This window comes from Flavobacterium sp. Root935 (assembly GCF_001429295.1).
Lineage (GTDB): Bacteria > Bacteroidota > Bacteroidia > Flavobacteriales > Flavobacteriaceae > Flavobacterium.
The window spans coordinates 97,941-115,938 of the sequence record NZ_LMJL01000012.1; the positions used below are offsets into that span (position 1 = coordinate 97,941).

Sequence of the window (17,998 nt, forward strand, 5' to 3'; positions counted from 1 at the left end):
TCTTGAATGCTATATTAAAATATAACCTCAAGTTTATTCTTGGGGTTTTTTTATGACTAATTAACCAACCAACTATAACACGATTATGTATACGTTGCCAAAAATTGAACGTTTTAATCAAGACGTTCTCTCAAAATACCACATCTATAATAGTGTTTTTATAACATTACCATTCGATTCTATAGATAATACAGGAGTTTTACTTCCTTTATTTACAGAGACTTGCGAAACGGGTTTTAAAAAACAGGAAACACCAAAAGAAATTTTTGATTTTTTCTCTAGTAAATTTCTGAACAACGCTTCAGAAACTGAGAAAATCGATTTAATGTTTCGATTTATCCAGTACATAGAGCGTCAAATTGTATTATTTGATGCTATTGAAGACGCAGCTTTTCCTGAGGTTAACAATATGGAAGGACGCGGATCTTTGCGTGATATTAAAGAAAAATCAGATGCAAAGGAAAAAGATGATGAACTAATTGAATTTTTAGAAAGCTTTAATGTTCGTACTGTTTTAACAGCGCATCCAACTCAATTTTATCCTGGACCAGTTTTAGGAATTATAAATGATTTGACAGAAGCAATTCGTCAAAACGATTTATTGCAGATCAAACAATTGTTAGCTCAATTAGGAAAAACACCATTTATTCAAAACGAAAAACCAAATCCGTATGATGAAGCGGTAAGTTTGATCTGGTATTTAGAAAATGTGTTTTATGCCACAGCTGGTGAAATTGTACATTATCTACAAAAAAATATTAAAGAAGGCGAGCCAATTCATAACCAATTAATAAAACTTGGTTTCTGGCCAGGAGGTGACCGTGACGGAAATCCTTTTGTTACAACAGAGATTACGCTTAAAGTTGCAGATCGTTTGCGTACTTCAATTTTAAAGTGTTATTATGTTGAAATGAGAAATTTAAAACGTAAGTTAACTTTCTCTGGTGTAGACACTTTGGTAGCTGAACTTGAACATAAGCTTTACCGTTCTGTGTTCTATTCTAAAGGTGAAATTTTCATCACTTTAGAAGAATTATTGACGCAGTTAAATACTATTAGAACTATAATTATTGAAAAACATCAGTCATTATATTTAGATGAATTAGAAGCGTTTTTAGTTAAAATCAATTTGTTTGGTTTCCATTTTGCAACTTTAGATATTCGTCAAAATAGTAAAATTCATAACGCAGTATTTAAGGATGTCGTGAATTATTACTTGAATTCTGGTTCTACTATTTTTCCAAATAATTATTTTGAATTAACTGAGGAGCAAAAAATTGATGTTTTATCTAAAATCAAAGGCAATTTAAATCCGAGTGATTTTGAAGATGAAATCACCAGATCTACTTTAGAATCTGTTCAGGCCATTAAAACTATCCAAGCCAATAATGGAGAAGAAGGTGCTAATCGTTACATTATTAGTAATAATGAAAGTGCATTGAACGTAATGGAAACTTTCGCAATGATTCGCTTGAACAATTGGGAAAATCCTACGGTTGATATTATTCCGCTTTTTGAATCTGTTGATGATTTGCAAAACGCTCATTCAATAATGGAGCAGTTATATACAAATGCTGAATATTCTAAACATTTAAAATCTAGAGGAAATAAACAAACTATAATGCTTGGTTTCTCTGACGGAACTAAAGATGGCGGTTATTTAATGGCTAACTGGAGTATTTATCAAGCTAAAATTGCCTTGACTGAAATTTCTAGAAAATACGGCATTAAAGTTATTTTCTTTGATGGACGCGGCGGGCCTCCAGCGCGTGGTGGTGGAAAAACTCATAAATTCTATGCTTCTCTAGGTCCAAAGATTGAAAATAACGAAATTCAAATTACAGTTCAAGGTCAAACAATTAGTTCTAATTTCGGAACTCTTGATTCTTGCCGTTATAATATTGAGAATTTATTAAGTGCCGGCGTTACAAATCAGGTTTTCAGTAAAGGAAAAAATGAGCTTACAGCTGAAGAAACTGAAATTTTGACGCAGTTAGCTAATTTGGGTTATGATAAATATTTAAGTTTTAAGAATCATCCAAAGTTTATTCCTTATTTGGAAAAAATGAGTACGTTGAAATACTATTCTAAAACTAATATTGGCAGCCGCCCATCGAAAAGAAGTAAATCAGAATCGTTAGATTTTGCTGATTTAAGAGCAATTCCGTTCGTTGGATCTTGGAGTCAACTGAAACAAAACGTTCCTGGATTCTTTGGAGTTGGTTCAGCTTTAAAACATTTTGAAGAGAGCGGGCAGTGGGATAAAGTAAGTGATTTGTATCATAATTCATTATTTTTCAAAACCTTACTTGAAAACAGTATGATGTCATTGGCAAAATCATTTTTACCATTAACAGCCTATATGAGAAAAGATCCTGAGTTTGGTGAATTCTGGCAGATTATTTATGATGAATTCTCAGAAACAAAAAGACTTTTATTGAAAATTGCTGATCATAAAACGTTGATGGAAAATTATCCTGACGGTATAGCTTCGATTCAAATAAGAGAGCGTATTGTATTGCCATTATTGACAATTCAACAATATGCTTTACTTAGAATCAATGAGTTAAATAAAGAAGAGTCACCAAATGAAGAGTTGATTAAAGTTTACGAAAAAGTTGTAACTAGATCTCTTTTCGGGAACACTAATGCAAGTAGAAACTCAGCTTAAAACTGAGTTTCTAATATAATTTTAAAAAATGAAAGTAAGCGATATATTAGAAAATGAGTATGCAGGACATTTTGGTACTTATATCAAACAAGCCGGCGATGGAATATTGATAGAAGAGTTAGAAATTTCTCTTCACGAATTTATCAGGTTTGTTCAAAATATTCCGATGGATAAATTTGATTATCGTTACGCTCCAGGCAAATGGACTATTAAAGATATTATTCAGCATGTTATGGATACTGAGCGTATTTTTGCTTATCGTGCATTGCGATTTTCAAGAAATGATAAAACGCCTCTTCCTAGTTTTGAAGAAGATGATTATGCCAATAACACCAATTCAAATAGTCGAAGCATACAAGATTTATTGACAGAATTTTCAGCTCTAAGACATTCAACTTTATTGTTTTACAAAAGCTTATCTGAAGAACAACTTAAAAGAATTGGGATAGCTTCTGGCAATCAAATTTCAGTTCGGGCTTTAGGTTTTGTTATGATTGGACATCAAAAACATCATCAAAAAGTTTTTGAAGAAAGATATTTGTAAACCTTCCAAAATAAAAAATCCTGTGAAATATTTCACAGGATTTTTTTTATACGATTTGATTTTTCCTTTCTAAAAAAGCCAATCCAAAACGAATTTTATCATAAGACATTTTTTCTTCGAAATATTCGTAGTATGGTCTCAATGCCTCAGGTTTTTCTAGTTCTATTTGAGCTTTTTCAATTTTTAAGATTTCGTCTTCTGAAACAAATTGACTCAAATCTAAATCATTTCCATCAACATATAATTTAGCTAAATGAGAAATTATAGTTGTTTCTCCTAAATTCCGTTGACCGGCAATTTCTTCTACAGAAAGTCCTTTTTGAAATAGTTCTAATGTTTTAGCATAAGTGCTTTCTTTTTTATCTTTTTTGACAACAGATTTATTCTTGTAAAATTCAATAATCGCCTTAATAAATTCTGAACCATACTTTTCGAGTTTAGCTTTACCGACACCTTCAACAGCAAGAAAATCTTCGTCTGTCATTGGTCTTAAAATTTCCATTTGTCTTAAAGAAGCATCACTAAAGATTACATATGCGGGAACTTCTTCTTCCTTTGCAATTTCATAGCGTAATTTTCGAAGTGTTTCAAAAAGAGAATTCTTAGCAATCTTTGTTTTCGTTTCTTTAATTTCAGATTTATCGATAACTTTTTTAACAACAGTTGTCAATTTTACTTTTTCGCCTTCAAACAAAACTTTCTTTGCAAAAGGAGTAAGGAGTATTTTATTGTGTTGATGAAAAGCAATTTCGCAATATCCCAAATTAATAAGCTGTATTAAATACTGATTCCAGTCGTACCAAGAAATGTCATCGCCAATTCCGTACGTTTTAAGCGTTTGATAATTTTTTTCGTAGATATACGCGTTTCTCGAGCCTCTTAAAAAATCTACAATTACGGCTAAAGGCTCAGATTCCTTCAAACGGGTAATTGCAGATAAAGCTTTTTGCGCTAAAACGGTTCCATCAAAGAAAGTTGGCGGATTTTTGCAGATATCGCAATTGCCGCAATTTTCAGTTACCAATTCACCAAAATAAGAAAGCAGTATTTTTCTTCGGCAGCTTACAGCATCAGCATATTGTTTCATACGATCTAATTTAGCCAACTGAATATCAGCGTTAAGTCCGTCTGAAGCAAATTTTTGAAGTTGAATTACATCTGCATAACTTTCGAATAAAACAGTTTCTGCCGGAAGACCATCGCGGCCCGCACGCCCAATTTCCTGGTAATAACCTTCAATGTTTTTTGGGAGATTATAATGAATTACCCATCGAACATTCGATTTATCAATTCCCATCCCGAATGCAATAGTCGCACACACTACCTGACAATCGTCGTTTATAAACTGATCCTGTGTTTTGGCTCTCGTTTCATTATCCAAACCAGCATGATATGCTTTTGCCGTAATACCGCTTTTCTTTAATTTTTCTGCTAATTCTTCTGTGGTCTTGCGGCTTAAGCAATAGATAATTCCAGATTCGTTGGGTTTATTTTCAATAAAATCGATAATTTGTTTGACACGATCTAATGCTGGACGAACCTCTAAACTCAAATTTTTACGATCAAAAGAAGCTATAAAAGTTTTTGGCCTTACTAAATTTAACTGCTTTGTAATATCTGTACGAGTTGCTTTATCTGCAGTAGCAGTCAATGCTAAAACAGGAGTAGAAGGGAAGCGGCTTTTTAAATATCCTAAATTTGTATAAGCTGGTCTAAAATCATGACCCCAAGACGAAATACAGTGTGCTTCATCTATAGCTATTAAACTAATAGTCAGTTCGTTGAAAGCAACCTCTAAATAGGAGAGACTTTCGGGAGCTATATAAACCAACTTAAATGTATTAGATTTTAAATTGTCTATATAATATTGCTGTTCTTGTGCAGATTGTGAACTGTTTATGTAACAAGCTGAAATTCCGTTTGTTTTCAAACTATCAACCTGATCTTTCATTAATGCAATTAGAGGAGAAATTACAATTGTAATTCCTGGTAAAATTAAGGCAGGAAGCTGAAAACATATTGATTTGCCACCTCCTGTAGGCATAATAGCCAAAGCATCTTGTCCAGATAAAATGGTATTTATAATAGTTTCTTGATTGGGTCTGAATTTTTCAAAACCAAAATTCTCTTTTAATGCAGTATGTAATATTTCTGAAGTCATAGGGCGCATAATCTTTTAAATAAAAGATTAAAAATAAAAATAATCTTACAAAAATCAAAAATATAAATTTCGTCTAATCGTGTTAATTGTACTTATAAAAAAAAGGAACTCATATAGAGTTCCTCTTATTTATTTTAAAGAAATGAATTAATCTTCATCTTCTTCATCCTCTTCGTCATAATCAGTATCTGCTTTGTCATCATCATCTTCATCGTCGTCATCCCCGCCGTCTACATCAGGTTTGTCTTGATTATCATCTTCATCTTCATCGTCAATATCATCATCAAGATCCATTCCTTTAACTGGAACGATTGTATCTACATCAACATCAATATCATCATCTTCATCGTAGTTTTCAATTCTATCAGCAAGTTTAGTACTAATTTTTACTAAATAAATGGTGTCTTCTGTTCGAACTTCAACAGCTTCAACCAATTCGTTTTTAGCATTTCTAAAACGGATTACATCCGAATCATCATAACCATCAGGAAATTTTTCAACCAAAAGGTTCAAAATTTCATTGGTAAGTTTAGCGTAGTCTACTATAACTCTTTTCATAAATTATTTTATAAATCTAATAAATATGCGAAAATTAACGGAGCAACAATTGTAGCATCCGATTCAATAATAAATTTAGGGGTTTTGATATCTAACTTACCCCAAGTGATTTTTTCATTTGGAACCGCTCCAGAATAAGAACCATAACTAGTGGTTGAATCTGAAATCTGGCAGAAATAGCTCCAGAATGGAACATCATGCATTTCCATATCTTGATAAAGCATTGGCACCACACAAATAGGGAAGTCACCAGCAATACCACCACCAATTTGGAAGAATCCGATTCCGTTAGAGCTGTTTTTAGAATACCAATCTGCTAAGAAAGTCATGTATTCGATTCCAGATTTCATGGTAGATGCTTTCAAATCTCCTTTAATTACGTATGAAGCAAAGATGTTACCCATAGTACTATCTTCCCATCCTGGTACGATAATAGGTAAGTTTTTCTCTGCAGCTGCATACATCCAGCTATCTTTTAAATCAATTTCGTAATATTCTTCTAAAACGCCAGATAACAACATTTTATACATGAATTCATGCGGAAAATAACGTTCTCCTTTATCATCTGCATCTTTCCAAATTTTGTAAATGTGTTTTTGTAAACGACGGAAAGCTTCATGCTCAGGAATACAAGTGTCTGTAACACGATTTAATCCTCTTTCTAGCAAAGCCCATTCGTCTTCTGGTGTAAGATCACGGTAATTTGGTACTCTTTCATAATGAGAATGAGCAACTAAATTCATGATATCTTCTTCTAGATTTGCACCGGTACATGAAATGATATGTACTTTGTCTTGTCTGATTACTTCTGCAAAAATTTTACCAATTTCTGCTGTACTCATTGCGCCAGCCATACTCACAAGCATCTTTGCACCATCTGCTAATTGCTGCTCGTATGCTTTTGCAGCATCTACTAATGAAGCAGAATTAAAATGCAAATAATGTTTTTCAATAAACTGACTGATTGGTCCTTTCATTTTTTTTTGTTTTTTTTTGAATTAAAAAGTTTAACCTTTTTGGATGTTAATGCAAATTAAGAATTTTCTAAATACTAATCTTACTTAATTTGACGTTTTTTATAACTTTTTTTTGTAGCCTAAAATCTTCAATACATCGTCTGAAGTCTGTTGTTCTGAAAAAACTTCTGTTGCCAGAATACCGTTTTCATCACGATCTATCAAAATATGTTTCGGCTGCGGAATCAAACAGTGGTGAAGACCACCATATCCTCCAATTGTTTCTTGATAAGCGCCAGTATTAAAGAAACCAATATATAATGGTTTTTCTTTATTGTACTTAGGAAGATAAATTGCGTTCATGTTTTGCTCAGAATTGTAATAGTCGTCACTATCACAAGTCAGACCTCCTAACAGAACCCGCTCGTAAGTATCATTCCAGCGGTTTACCGCCAGCATAATAAAACGTTTGTTTATAGCCCAAGTATCTGGTAAAGTGGTAATGAAAGATGAGTCGATCATATTCCATTTTTCTCTATCATTTTGTTGTTTTTGATACAAAATCTGATAGATTGCACCACCGCTTTCGCCTACAGTAAATGATCCAAATTCCGTAAAAATATTTGGAACATCAACTTCAGCTTCATCACAGGCAATTTTAATTTGATTGATAATTTCATCAATCATATATTGATAATCATATTCAAAAGCAAGCGAATTCTTAATTGGGAAACCACCGCCGATGTTTAATCCATCTAGGGTAGGGCATTCCTTTTTAAGAGCAATGTATACTTTAATACATTTTACAAGCTCATTCCAATAATATGACGTATCGTTAATTCCAGTATTGATAAAAAAGTGAAGCATTTTAAGCTCTAATTTATCATTCTCCTGAATTTGTTTTTTATAAAACGAAACTATGTTTTTGTAACCAATTCCTAGTCTTGAAGTATAAAACTCGAACTTAGGTTCTTCCTCAGCAGCAATACGGATTCCAATTTTGAATTTCCCTTTAATTTCTGCCTGAAGCAAATCTAATTCTTCATAATTATCAATAATTGGAATAGTATTTTTATGTCCGTTATTGATTAATCTAGCAATATTAGAAATGTATTCGTCTCTCTTAAAACCATTACAAATTACATAAGTACTTTTGTTGATTTTTCCGTTTTCTAATAAATTTTCAACAATATTTACATCAAATGCAGACGATGTCTCGATGTGAATGTTATTCTTGAAAGCTTCATTCATAATATATTCAAAATGAGAGCTTTTTGTACAATAACAATAGTAATATTTTGCTTCGTACTTATTTTTTTCCATCGACTTTCTGAACCAAGCTTTTGCCTTATTGATATTTTCAGAAATTTGAGGAAGGTAAGTAAACTTTAATGGCGTACCATATTGTTCAACCAATTTCATCAAATCGATATTGTGAAATAAAAGGTTGTCTTTGTTTAGTTTAAATTCCTCTTGTGGAAAATAGTATGTTTGGTTTATTAGATCAGAATATTTTGTATTCATTTATATGTCAATATTTTATAGAGTGAAATTTTGTTTTTAATTTAGATGTTTTTAGAACTAAATCTTAAATTCAAACTCTAATATTGGCAAATATAATAGGCAGTTTTTCGTGCTCGGCTTTTGAACATTGGAAAACATCAAAACAAAGCGGGCTTTTACTATTATAAAAACGGTTCAACATTCTAAGTAAAGAACTGTTGAGACGGTTTCTATAAGAACTGAATTGTCTTTGTTTACTGTTTGTTTTCATCGTGGCAAATGTAAAAAATAATATATACCTAACGCAATGCTTTTGATTAAAAAAAGTTTAAGATTTATAATCTTGAAACGCGTCTAGAATTAATTTATTTTCAACGGATTGGTTAATTTTTATTTTTCCTATTCCTTCAATCAATGCAAATTGAATTGCGCCGTATTCATTTTTTTTGTCATGAATCAGTAATTCTAAGATCGGATCAATGTCATTTTCTTCAAAAATTACATCATCATAAATGCCTTTAATTACAGTTTTGATTTCTCTGTATTCTTCTTTTGAAATTAAATTTTTATGCAGTGAAATATAACTTTCCAAGATCATTCCAACAGCTATAGCTTCTCCGTGCAGTAAAGTTGTTTTAGTATCGCTTTCTAAAAAATAGCTTTCTATGGCGTGTCCTAAAGTATGTCCAAAATTTAAGGCTTTACGAATGTTTTTCTCTGTTGGATCCTGGATTACGATTTCATTTTTGATTTCTACTGAACGGTAAATTAATTCGTCCAAATCATCAAAAATAATTGATTTTAAGTCTGAGAACTGTCTCCAATAAGGTGCATCGAAAATCAAGCCGTGTTTTAGCATTTCAGCCAAACCAGAACGCATTTCGCTTTGCGGTAAAGTTTCAAGATATTGTGTATCTATTAAAACCATCTGCGGTACATTAATTACACCGATTTGGTTTTTAAGATTTCCTAAGTCAACACCTGTTTTTCCTCCAACAGAAGCATCAACCATAGATAATAAAGTAGTAGGGATATTTATAAAATCTACGCCTCTTTTAAAAGTAGACGCAACAAAGCCGCCTAAATCTGTTACAACACCACCTCCTAGATTAATTACAAGTGATTTTCTATCACCTCCAAGTTCGGTTAAAATATTCCAGATTTCAATACAAGTTTCTATATTTTTATTGGCTTCACCCGCTTCAAATTCGATTATTTCGATTGTTAAATCTGTTTCAAGAAGGGGAATAAATTTATGCAGACAATGTTCATTGGTTTGATCATCAACAATTATAAATATATTAGAGTATTTATTTTCTCTTAAATGTTTATTTAAAGCTTCGTATGCATTTTGGTTAAAATGAACGAAATAATTATTGGCTTGAATAGATTGCATAATTCTTTAGTTAATTGAAACCGCAAAATAAGGCATTTTTAAGGAAATAATATTCAAAGTTTACTGCTAATTTGTTTTAAAACGAATCATTCTAATTAACGGAGAGAGACATATATTTTCTTTTTAATAGAAAGCAGCACGACACATTAAAATTTTACTTTCTAATTTGTCCTATATAATGATCTCATTAACAATTTGAAAAAATATGATTGCATTTAGTAAATAATATTCAAAACACTCTATATCTTTGCACAAAAACTAAACTTAATGGAAAAAATATTCGATAACACTCAAGTTGCTTTTTCACTTAAAAGTGATACCGAACTTGATAGGGCTTATTTTCTTTTTAAAATGATTGACAGCGAGCCTTTGGTACGCATAGGAACAGCTGTTACCAATTTTGCAATCAAAGCACATCTTCCTGTTGAAGGACTGATTCGTGCAACTGTTTTTGATCATTTTTGTGGTGGTGTAAACGAAAATGACTGCTTAACTGTAGTTGATAAAATGTTTACCAAAGGTGTTTCTTCTGTATTAGATTATTCAGTTGAAGGAAAAGAAGAAGAGGAGCAGTTTGATGCAGCTTTGGAAATGACCTTAAAAACTATTGAATTTGCAAAAGAACGTTTAGCGATTCCGTTTGCAGTATTTAAACCAACTGGTTTAGGACGTTTTGAATTGTATGAGAAATTAGGCGAAAAACAAACTTTAACTCCAGCAGAACAAGAGGAGTGGAATAGAGTAGTTTCTCGTTTTGACCAAGTTTGCAGCGAAGCTCATAAAAAAGATGTAGCGCTATTGATTGATGGTGAAGAAAGCTGGATGCAGGATGCTGCAGATGATTTAGTTACTGATATGATGCGTAAATATAATAAAGAAAAAGCTATTGTATTTAATACTTTACAAATGTACCGTTGGGATCGTTTGGATTACTTGAAAAAGCTTCATGATATTGCTAAAGTTGAAGGTTTCTATATCGGAATGAAGTTAGTTCGCGGCGCGTACATGGAAAAAGAAAACAAACGTGCTGAAGAAAAAGGATATGTTTCGCCAATTTGTGTTTCTAAACAAGCTACAGATGATAATTATGATGCTGCTGTAAATTACATGTTAGATCACCTAGATACTATGGCTATTTTTGCAGGAACACATAATGAATTGAGTTCATACAAGTTAATGGAAATGATGGCTCAAAAAGTAATTGCGAAAAACGATAATAGAATCTGGTTTGGGCAATTATACGGAATGAGCGATAATATTAGCTACAACTTAGCTGAAAACGGTTATAATGTAGCAAAATATCTACCTTTTGGACCTGTTAAAGATGTTATGCCATACTTAATTCGTCGTGCAGAAGAAAATACTTCTGTTGCTGGACAAACGAGCCGTGAGTTATCTATGATTAAAGCAGAACGTAAACGTAGAAAAGGGAAATAATTTTCAGTTTTCAGTCTCGGTTTACAGTTTACATATTAAAAAGGTTCCAACTAAAATTGGAACCTTTTTCATTCGTATTAAACTCGACAGGTTTTTAAAACCTGTCGGGTTTGCTGGAGATGTATGATTTTAGATTTTAACAAAAAAGTCCATTTGTAAAGCAAATGGACTTTTTTGTATTGGAATTTGGAATTTTAAAAAATTGAAATTTTACTTAAGAATTACTAAACTGTAAATTACTTAAGTTCTTATATATTCCGTTTTCTAAGTTTATTAATTCTTGGTGAGTTCCTTCTTCGGAAATTTTTCCGTTATCTAAAACTAGAATTTTATCTGCGTTTCTAATAGTCGAAAGGCGATGTGCAATAATAATACTTGTTCTTCCTTCCATTAAAACTTCTAAAGCTTCCTGAACTAGTTTTTCGCTTTCACTGTCTAAAGATGAAGTGGCTTCGTCTAATATTAAAATACTCGGGTTTTTAAGCAGTGCTCTTGCAATTGCAATACGCTGACGTTGTCCGCCAGATAATTTAACACCGCGTTCTCCAACTAATGTTTCAAATTTTTCTGGGAAACCTTCTACAAAATTGAATGCATTTGCTTGTTTTGCTGCTTGAATAATTTCTTCATCAGTTGCGTCTGGTTTTCCATAGGCAATATTCTCTCTAATTGTTCCTCCAAAAAGAATAACATCTTGAGGGACAATACTCATATTACCACGAAGATCTTCTAAATCATAATCATAGATGTTTTTTCCATCAACAGTAATTTCCCCAGAAGTAATATCATAAAATCGTAAAAGAAGCGAAGAAATAGTCGATTTCCCAGCACCGCTTGGTCCAACAATTGCAATTTTCTGTCCAAATTCGGCTTTGAAATTTACGTCTTTCAATACCTGAATTTCCTGACGTGTCGGGTAACTAAAAGCTACATTGTTGAAAGTTACATTTCCTTTTATTTTTTCTTTGCTTTTATTTGAATCAGAATTGATTTTTTCTGGATTTTCGTCTAATAATTCGAAAACTCTTTCCGTTGCGCCAATTGCTTTTTGAATCTGTGCATATAATTCAGCGATTCCACCAAATGAAGCTCCCACAAAAGTAGAATATAAAACAAATGATATTAATTGTCCTACGCTCATTTCTCCCGCTATACTCAAACGAACGCCAAACCAAACTACAGCTACGATAGCACCAAATAAGCAAAATATTATAAATGAAGCAAAATAACCGCGGTATTTCCCCCCTTTAATGGCCAATTTTACAACATCACTAATTTTACCTTTATATCGTGCAATTTCATACCATTCGTTTGCAAAAGCCTTTACAATGCTGATTCCCTGCATGGTTTCTTCAACAATTACCTGACTTTCAGCAACCTGATCTTGTACTTTTTTAGAGTATTTTCTAATAAATCTTCCAAAAACTACTGCAGCAATTGCAACTAATGGAACAACTGACAGCATTAATAAGGTTAATTTTAAACTTTCGGTTGCCAGTAAAATTACACCTCCAATAATTAATATAAATTGACGTAAAAATTCTGCTATTGTGGTAGTTAAAGTATCTTGAATCTGAGTAATATCGGCACTGATACGGCTGTTTAATTCGCCGACTCTTTTTTGAGAAAAGAAAGTCATTGGCAGTTTTACCAAATTAGTATATAAAGCCAAACGCAGATTTGCTAATGTATTTTCGGTAAAATTTACAAATAATGATAATCTGAAGAATGAGAAAAATGATTGTAAAAATAAGATTGCAATTAATCCTAAAGCAATATTATTTGCTTCGTCATTGTCCTTATTTTTTACGCAGTCTACCAGCATTCCCATTAATTTAGGAAAGGCTAGGGCAGTGGCTCCTGTTAAAAGCAGAAAAATCAACCCGATGAAGAATTTCCATTTGTGATTTCCTGCGTATGTGAATATTGTTTTTGCTTTGGAGAGTGAAGTAGCCGTTATTTTTGATTTAGGTAAATCATTTTCTTTAAATCGTGCCATTAGAATATAGTATTTTTAGGTATGCAAATGTATGACTATAGCAAATGAATACAAAGCAATATTAAGAATTACAGATCCAGATTTCGTTTTTTAACTTAATTATAAGAAAAAAGAAAAATTTCTTTGTTTTTTAAGGAGCTGAAAAATAGATTGCTAAAGAAAAAGATGAAAAATAATTTCATTTTTTTTCTAATTATGCTTGCAAATACAAAATCTAGCTGTATATTTGCACTCGCAATCACAAACGATAGCAGCCTAGTAAAATAGGGCGATTAGCTCAGCTGGTTCAGAGCACCTCGTTTACACCGAGGGGGTCGNGGGGTTCGAACCCCTCATCGCCCACNNAAAAATTCCAAAAACTCCAAAATCTTATGATTTGGGAGTTTTTTTTATTTTAATCATTTATGGAATTCATTGTATATATACTTTTCAGCGAAACTAAAAATAAATTCTATATTGGCTTTACTTCAAATTTAGTTGAAAGGCTTGTAAGGCATAATCAAAAAAGTAAAGGTTTTACTGGAAGCGTTAATGACTGGCAAGTTGTTTATACAGAAAATTACGAAACAAAAGAAACTGCTCATAAAAGAGAATTACAATTTAAATCTTGGAAAAGCAGAATTAAAATCGAAGAATTAATTAAAAATAAAAATTAGCTCAGCTATTTTTGAGCATTCCGATTTTTCATCGGAAGTGGTCGGGGGTTCGAACCCCTCATCGCCCACAAAATTTCAAAACTCCAAAGTCTTATGATTTTGGAGTTTTTTTTTGCTTTACCTTTTTCTTTTCATACCTCAAATTTCATAAATGTTATAAACATTTTTAAATAGATATATATCCAATAGCCTTAGTACGATATAAAATCCTATAATATTTTTTTTATTACATTTGGCAGAGATATTGTTTTGTTTAGCAGCTTTATTGCTAAACAGAAATCGATTCATCAAACCCAAATCTTAAAATGAAAAAAAAATTAATAACTCTTTTATTTGTCTTTACTGCGATAAATATATTTGGGCAAGCTCCCGCCAATAAAACTAATTATTCTAATAAAGGTTTAAGCGAAAGTGAAATTGTGACGAATAAAGCCATGAAACCACTTAAAAAAGTTGCATTAGACGAAGCATCGATCTTAATTTACGATTATGACGGTTCACTTTTTTCATATGATTTAGAGACTGAAACAATTGGCTGGACTGTAAAAGCTACAGATTCGCATACAGAAATGTGTGCCAATAAAGTAACAATAGCTGATGGAGTTGTTTATCTTCCGTTTATTAATGGTGAAATTTTTGCAATAGATAACGAGACCGGCAGTATTTTTTGGAAATCAAGATTAGGTAATATTACAGATCAAATTGTTTTAAAAGACCAGACTCCAGTTATACATAACGGAAAACTTTATATTACTGCTCAAAACCAAAATCAAGGCAGTAATTTATATGCCCTTGATATAAAAGACGGTAGTTTAGCATGGAATTATAAACTGGATTCGGCAAGCAACGATATTCCAGTACTTTTTTTTGATAACAAAATTTTTACCCAAAGCGGTTCAAATGTTTATAGTTTTGATGCAAATACAGGAAAAGTTCTCAACCAAAAAAACTTTGAGGGAACTATAAGCGGAAAGCCTGTAACAGATGGTCAAAATATATTTATTGCAAATGATAAAGATGTTCTTTTTGCTTTAAGTCCTGATAAATTAGATGTTGTTTGGCAGTTTAAATTAACTGAAAATCAATACAATATTAAAGAACGCATACTTTGCAATGACAATAAACTTTATTTTGGAGCACAAGGAACCAATGTTTCTTCTCTTTATGCTGTTGATTCAAAAACTGGAACTCAGCTATGGAAAACTGATTTTAAAGATGATAATATCGAATACATTATCAAAGAAAATGAGAATATTTGGGGTTACACCAAAAAAGCAAAACTTTTTGAATTAGACTTAACAAATGGTGAAATAGCATTCGAAACTAAATTAACAACTCTGCCTGTTTCAAACATTGAATTTCCAAATGATGATAACTTGTTGTACTATTATTGTGATGCGGGTTTAATTCAATTTGATTTGAGAGAAAAAGACGAAAATGTATATTATATGAGAACTTCTCTTCTGGATAATATCTACACCGCATATCTCAAAATAATTCGATAATAAAAAACGTCTTAAATTTTATAAATGAAAAAAGCTTAAAGTAAAATTGTTGCAGATATTCAAAAAAAGCAATAAATTACATAAAATCTAAAAATTCATTATAGAATATGGAACAACAAAAAGACTGGTCAATAGACGAAATTCAGGATGTTTGGCAATTGGTTTCAAAACTACATGACGGACAAAAATATGGTGGTGTAAGTGAAGGGGAAAGAGTAGAGTATATCAATCATATAGGAAGTGTTGTTTTTGAAGTTTTAAACGCCACTCGATTAACAGAAAACATGAATTCTGATTTGGCTGTTAAATGTGCAATGCTCCATGACATAATAGAAGACACCACGTTTGATTATGAAAAAGTTAATGATTTATTTGGAAGCCAAGTTGCATCTGGAGTTCTGGCTTTAACCAAAAATGATCAAATAACTGATTCATTGGAAAAAATGCTGGATAGTCTTAACCGAATTAAACAGCAGCCTATAGAAGTTTGGGCGGTTAAAATGGCCGACAGAATATCAAATTTGTATGAGCCTCCATATTATTGGAATGACGAAAAAAAGTTGAAATACATTGAAGAAGCTGAAATTATTCACAATGAACTGAAAGATGGAAATGAATATTTAGCAAGACGATTAAAAATTAAAATTAAAGAGTATTATCGTTTTCTAAGTACCTCAAATTAATTTCAGTCAACAAAAAACAACCTCCAAAGAATTTCCTTTGGAGGTTGTTTTTTATAAATTATTTCAAAATGGTTTCTATAATTTTGTTCTACTTCTATAAATGAAAAAGTCTAATAATATCTATATGAGTTAAGATAAAAAAAACTACAAGACAAGTTGTGAATTAGAAATTGATTAACTTAGTATAATTGTATAATTGAATCTAATGAAAATTAATTATGAAAACGAAAATGATCTGGGCAAACTTAGTTTCGCATGATTTGCAAAAAACAATTCAGTTTTATACCGATTTAGGGTTCAAACAAAACGGAAAAGAAACTAACGAATTAGTTAGTTTTGCTTTCGGCGACAATAACTTTATAATCAACTTTTTTATTGAAAAAAGACTTGAAAATGCTGTAAAAGGAAAACTTACCAATACAAAAAACGATAATGAAATTATATTTTCTTTATCGGCAGCAAGCAGGGAAGAAGTAGACCTTTGGTACGCAAAAGTCAAAGAAATTGGCGGAACTATTTTTTCTGAACCAGAAAATTTTGAAGCAGGCTATACTTTCGGTTTTGCTGATCCTGACGGACATAAATTTAATTTTCTGTATTGGCCTGGAATGTAGTTTTTTAGAAACTATAGCTACTCTTTGAGCTGGATTACAATTCCTCCAAATCTTGCTTCTTGTGCAAAAAACAATTTACCATCAATTATACAATCACAAAATTGTTCGGTATCATTTTCTTTGATAACTTTTCCATCCTTATTTTTTGTAGCTGCTTTAAAACCGCCTGAGATTCCGAGGTTAGAAAATTCAAGTATATTTCCATTAGTATCGTATGCGTCTTTAGCAGCACATTCTTGACAAATATATTTTGGATAGCGTCCATAATAACTCACTGGCTTAGAACAATTGGCACACCATTGTTTTATTTCTTTCTTTTTATACTCATCACTCCAAACGCTTCCCTGCCACTCATTAATTTTTTCATATTCTTTAAATGAAGATTTTTGTTCCCTGCGTAATTCATTCAAATACTCTGTTATATGTTTTGCCAAAACCAATATTTTATGGTCAAAACCGTAATGTATATTATATTTTAAATACCATTTTTCCTCTTTAATAAAATCGTTCCAAAATTCATCTATATTATAATAAACAGCGATTTCATCATATTGTAATGACTGCCAATCTTCTTGTTTTGAAGGAAATATGTCTCCTTTAGACAAAACAAATTCATCATTTACAAAAGTAAGTTTGAATGTGTAAAAAGCATCATAGTAGTAAATTATAACATCCTGATCTTTTAACTGATTAATCTGAATCTTATAGAATTCAGCTAAATTTGGTTTAGCATTATATATTCTTATTCGATCTTCTAATTCTCTCTCAGAACGGTATTTACTTTCTAATAAATTTTCATTTTTATCTTCATTAAAAGCGATCGAACGGCTTGAACTTATTAGATTGCCAGAAATATTGTCATATAACTCTTCAATGATTGAATCATTATTGTTTTCAGGTTTAAAAACTCTTTGCGTGATCAATTTGTATTTTCCATCTTCACTTATTATTTCAATTTTATTGTAATTGAAATAATGCTTCCAATCTTCAAATTCTAAAATATGCAAGGTTTCTAAGTCGACTTTATACTGCTTAGTTGGAATAATAGTACCATTATAACCATGATTTTCCCATTTGGTTTCGTCTTTAATGCTTAGAGATACTATTAAGAGTTTAGATTCATAATCAATGAATGTCTGCGAAAATTCCCAACCGGCATCAGGTATTATTTCAAAATCACCATACTCACATTTCCTTGGACTGAAAAAACTGCTTTTTATTATTTTCATTTCTATGCACAAAAAGATTTCTAACGCAAAGTAAGAATAAAGGGGCGCCTAATAAATTTTATTCAATTCTTTTTTTGCCATATGAC

At 31.6% G+C, this 17,998-nt stretch carries 14 protein-coding genes and 1 tRNA gene; 8 read left to right on the forward strand and 7 right to left on the reverse strand.

All coding sequences use genetic code 11. The annotated features are described in order from the left end of the window. Nucleotides 1-85 precede the first annotated feature (85 nt). Entirely contained in the window at nucleotides 86-2,671 is a 2,586-nt protein-coding gene (locus ASE40_RS15160) for a phosphoenolpyruvate carboxylase (RefSeq protein ID WP_057117932.1), read from the forward strand. 28 nt (nucleotides 2,672-2,699) lie between these two features. Beyond that, nucleotides 2,700-3,215 (forward strand): DinB family protein, encoded by a 516-nt coding sequence (locus ASE40_RS15165; RefSeq protein ID WP_057117933.1) that lies wholly within the window; start codon nucleotides 2,700-2,702, stop codon nucleotides 3,213-3,215. A 46-nt stretch (nucleotides 3,216-3,261) separates the two neighbouring features. Here ASE40_RS15165 and recQ read toward each other — a convergent pair whose 3' ends face one another. The 5 genes from recQ to aroB all read right to left on the reverse strand — a co-directional run bounded on the left by recQ (nucleotide 3,262) and on the right by aroB (nucleotide 9,789). Continuing rightward, nucleotides 3,262-5,376, reverse strand: coding sequence for a DNA helicase RecQ (gene recQ, locus ASE40_RS15170; protein WP_057117934.1), 2,115 nt, complete (start codon nucleotides 5,374-5,376; stop codon nucleotides 3,262-3,264). A 147-nt stretch (nucleotides 5,377-5,523) separates the two neighbouring features. After that, entirely contained in the window at nucleotides 5,524-5,934 is a 411-nt protein-coding gene (locus ASE40_RS15175; RefSeq protein ID WP_057117935.1) for a hypothetical protein, read from the reverse strand. An 8-nt stretch (nucleotides 5,935-5,942) separates the two neighbouring features. Next, on the reverse strand, nucleotides 5,943-6,911 hold the full coding sequence (locus tag ASE40_RS15180) for a deoxyhypusine synthase family protein (RefSeq protein ID WP_057117936.1): 969 nt from the start codon (nucleotides 6,909-6,911) through the stop codon (nucleotides 5,943-5,945). A gap of 99 nt (nucleotides 6,912-7,010) precedes the next feature. Continuing rightward, nucleotides 7,011-8,414, reverse strand: coding sequence for an arginine decarboxylase (locus tag ASE40_RS15185; RefSeq protein WP_057117937.1), 1,404 nt, complete (start codon nucleotides 8,412-8,414; stop codon nucleotides 7,011-7,013). A 307-nt stretch (nucleotides 8,415-8,721) separates the two neighbouring features. Further along, complete coding sequence (gene aroB, locus ASE40_RS15195) at nucleotides 8,722-9,789, reverse strand: 3-dehydroquinate synthase (protein ID WP_057117939.1); 1,068 nt, start codon at nucleotides 9,787-9,789, stop codon at nucleotides 8,722-8,724. Nucleotides 9,790-10,056: 267 nt separating this feature from the next. Between aroB and ASE40_RS15200 the strand changes: the two genes are divergently transcribed. Continuing rightward, entirely contained in the window at nucleotides 10,057-11,226 is a 1,170-nt protein-coding gene (locus tag ASE40_RS15200) for a proline dehydrogenase family protein (RefSeq protein ID WP_057117940.1), read from the forward strand. Nucleotides 11,227-11,440: 214 nt separating this feature from the next. Here the strand turns inward: ASE40_RS15200 and ASE40_RS15205 are convergent, their stop codons facing one another. Next, nucleotides 11,441-13,225, reverse strand: a complete 1,785-nt coding sequence (locus tag ASE40_RS15205) for an ABC transporter ATP-binding protein (RefSeq protein ID WP_057117941.1) — start codon at nucleotides 13,223-13,225, stop codon at nucleotides 11,441-11,443. Between the two features lie 266 nt (nucleotides 13,226-13,491). Here ASE40_RS15205 and ASE40_RS15210 point away from each other — a divergent pair. From ASE40_RS15210 to ASE40_RS15230, 5 genes are all read left to right on the forward strand, one after another. Continuing rightward, a tRNA-Val gene (locus ASE40_RS15210) sits at nucleotides 13,492-13,567 on the forward strand. 62 nt (nucleotides 13,568-13,629) lie between these two features. Further along, a complete protein-coding gene (locus ASE40_RS15215) occupies nucleotides 13,630-13,881 on the forward strand; it encodes a GIY-YIG nuclease family protein (RefSeq protein WP_057117942.1) in 252 nt (83 codons plus the stop codon). 305 nt (nucleotides 13,882-14,186) lie between these two features. Further along, nucleotides 14,187-15,386, forward strand: a complete 1,200-nt coding sequence (locus ASE40_RS15220; protein WP_057117943.1) for a PQQ-binding-like beta-propeller repeat protein — start codon at nucleotides 14,187-14,189, stop codon at nucleotides 15,384-15,386. Between the two features lie 107 nt (nucleotides 15,387-15,493). After that, entirely contained in the window at nucleotides 15,494-16,069 is a 576-nt protein-coding gene (locus ASE40_RS15225) for an HD domain-containing protein (RefSeq protein WP_057117944.1), read from the forward strand. Between the two features lie 218 nt (nucleotides 16,070-16,287). Beyond that, entirely contained in the window at nucleotides 16,288-16,683 is a 396-nt protein-coding gene (locus tag ASE40_RS15230; protein WP_057117945.1) for a VOC family protein, read from the forward strand. A 17-nt stretch (nucleotides 16,684-16,700) separates the two neighbouring features. Here ASE40_RS15230 and ASE40_RS15235 read toward each other — a convergent pair whose 3' ends face one another. Further along, nucleotides 16,701-17,912, reverse strand: coding sequence for a hypothetical protein (locus tag ASE40_RS15235; RefSeq protein ID WP_057117946.1), 1,212 nt, complete (start codon nucleotides 17,910-17,912; stop codon nucleotides 16,701-16,703). Between the last annotated feature and the right edge of the window lie 86 nt (nucleotides 17,913-17,998).

Excerpts from the sequence above, each read along its gene's own strand:
- aroB (WP_057117939.1), bottom strand. The coding sequence starts at position 9,789 with ATGCAATCTATTCAAGCCAATAATTATTTCGTTCATTTTAACCAAAAT.
- ASE40_RS15160 (WP_057117932.1), top strand. The coding sequence starts at position 86 with ATGTATACGTTGCCAAAAATTGAACGTTTTAATCAAGACGTTCTCTCA.
- recQ (WP_057117934.1), bottom strand. The coding sequence starts at position 5,376 with ATGACTTCAGAAATATTACATACTGCATTAAAAGAGAATTTTGGTTTT.
- ASE40_RS15175 (WP_057117935.1), bottom strand. The coding sequence starts at position 5,934 with ATGAAAAGAGTTATAGTAGACTACGCTAAACTTACCAATGAAATTTTG.
- ASE40_RS15200 (WP_057117940.1), top strand. The coding sequence starts at position 10,057 with ATGGAAAAAATATTCGATAACACTCAAGTTGCTTTTTCACTTAAAAGT.
- ASE40_RS15205 (WP_057117941.1), bottom strand. The coding sequence starts at position 13,225 with ATGGCACGATTTAAAGAAAATGATTTACCTAAATCAAAAATAACGGCT.
- ASE40_RS15225 (WP_057117944.1), top strand. The coding sequence starts at position 15,494 with ATGGAACAACAAAAAGACTGGTCAATAGACGAAATTCAGGATGTTTGG.
- ASE40_RS15185 (WP_057117937.1), bottom strand. The coding sequence starts at position 8,414 with ATGAATACAAAATATTCTGATCTAATAAACCAAACATACTATTTTCCA.
- ASE40_RS15215 (WP_057117942.1), top strand. The coding sequence starts at position 13,630 with ATGGAATTCATTGTATATATACTTTTCAGCGAAACTAAAAATAAATTC.
- ASE40_RS15235 (WP_057117946.1), bottom strand. The coding sequence starts at position 17,912 with ATGAAAATAATAAAAAGCAGTTTTTTCAGTCCAAGGAAATGTGAGTAT.
- ASE40_RS15230 (WP_057117945.1), top strand. The coding sequence starts at position 16,288 with ATGAAAACGAAAATGATCTGGGCAAACTTAGTTTCGCATGATTTGCAA.
- ASE40_RS15165 (WP_057117933.1), top strand. The coding sequence starts at position 2,700 with ATGAAAGTAAGCGATATATTAGAAAATGAGTATGCAGGACATTTTGGT.
- ASE40_RS15180 (WP_057117936.1), bottom strand. The coding sequence starts at position 6,911 with ATGAAAGGACCAATCAGTCAGTTTATTGAAAAACATTATTTGCATTTT.
- ASE40_RS15220 (WP_057117943.1), top strand. The coding sequence starts at position 14,187 with ATGAAAAAAAAATTAATAACTCTTTTATTTGTCTTTACTGCGATAAAT.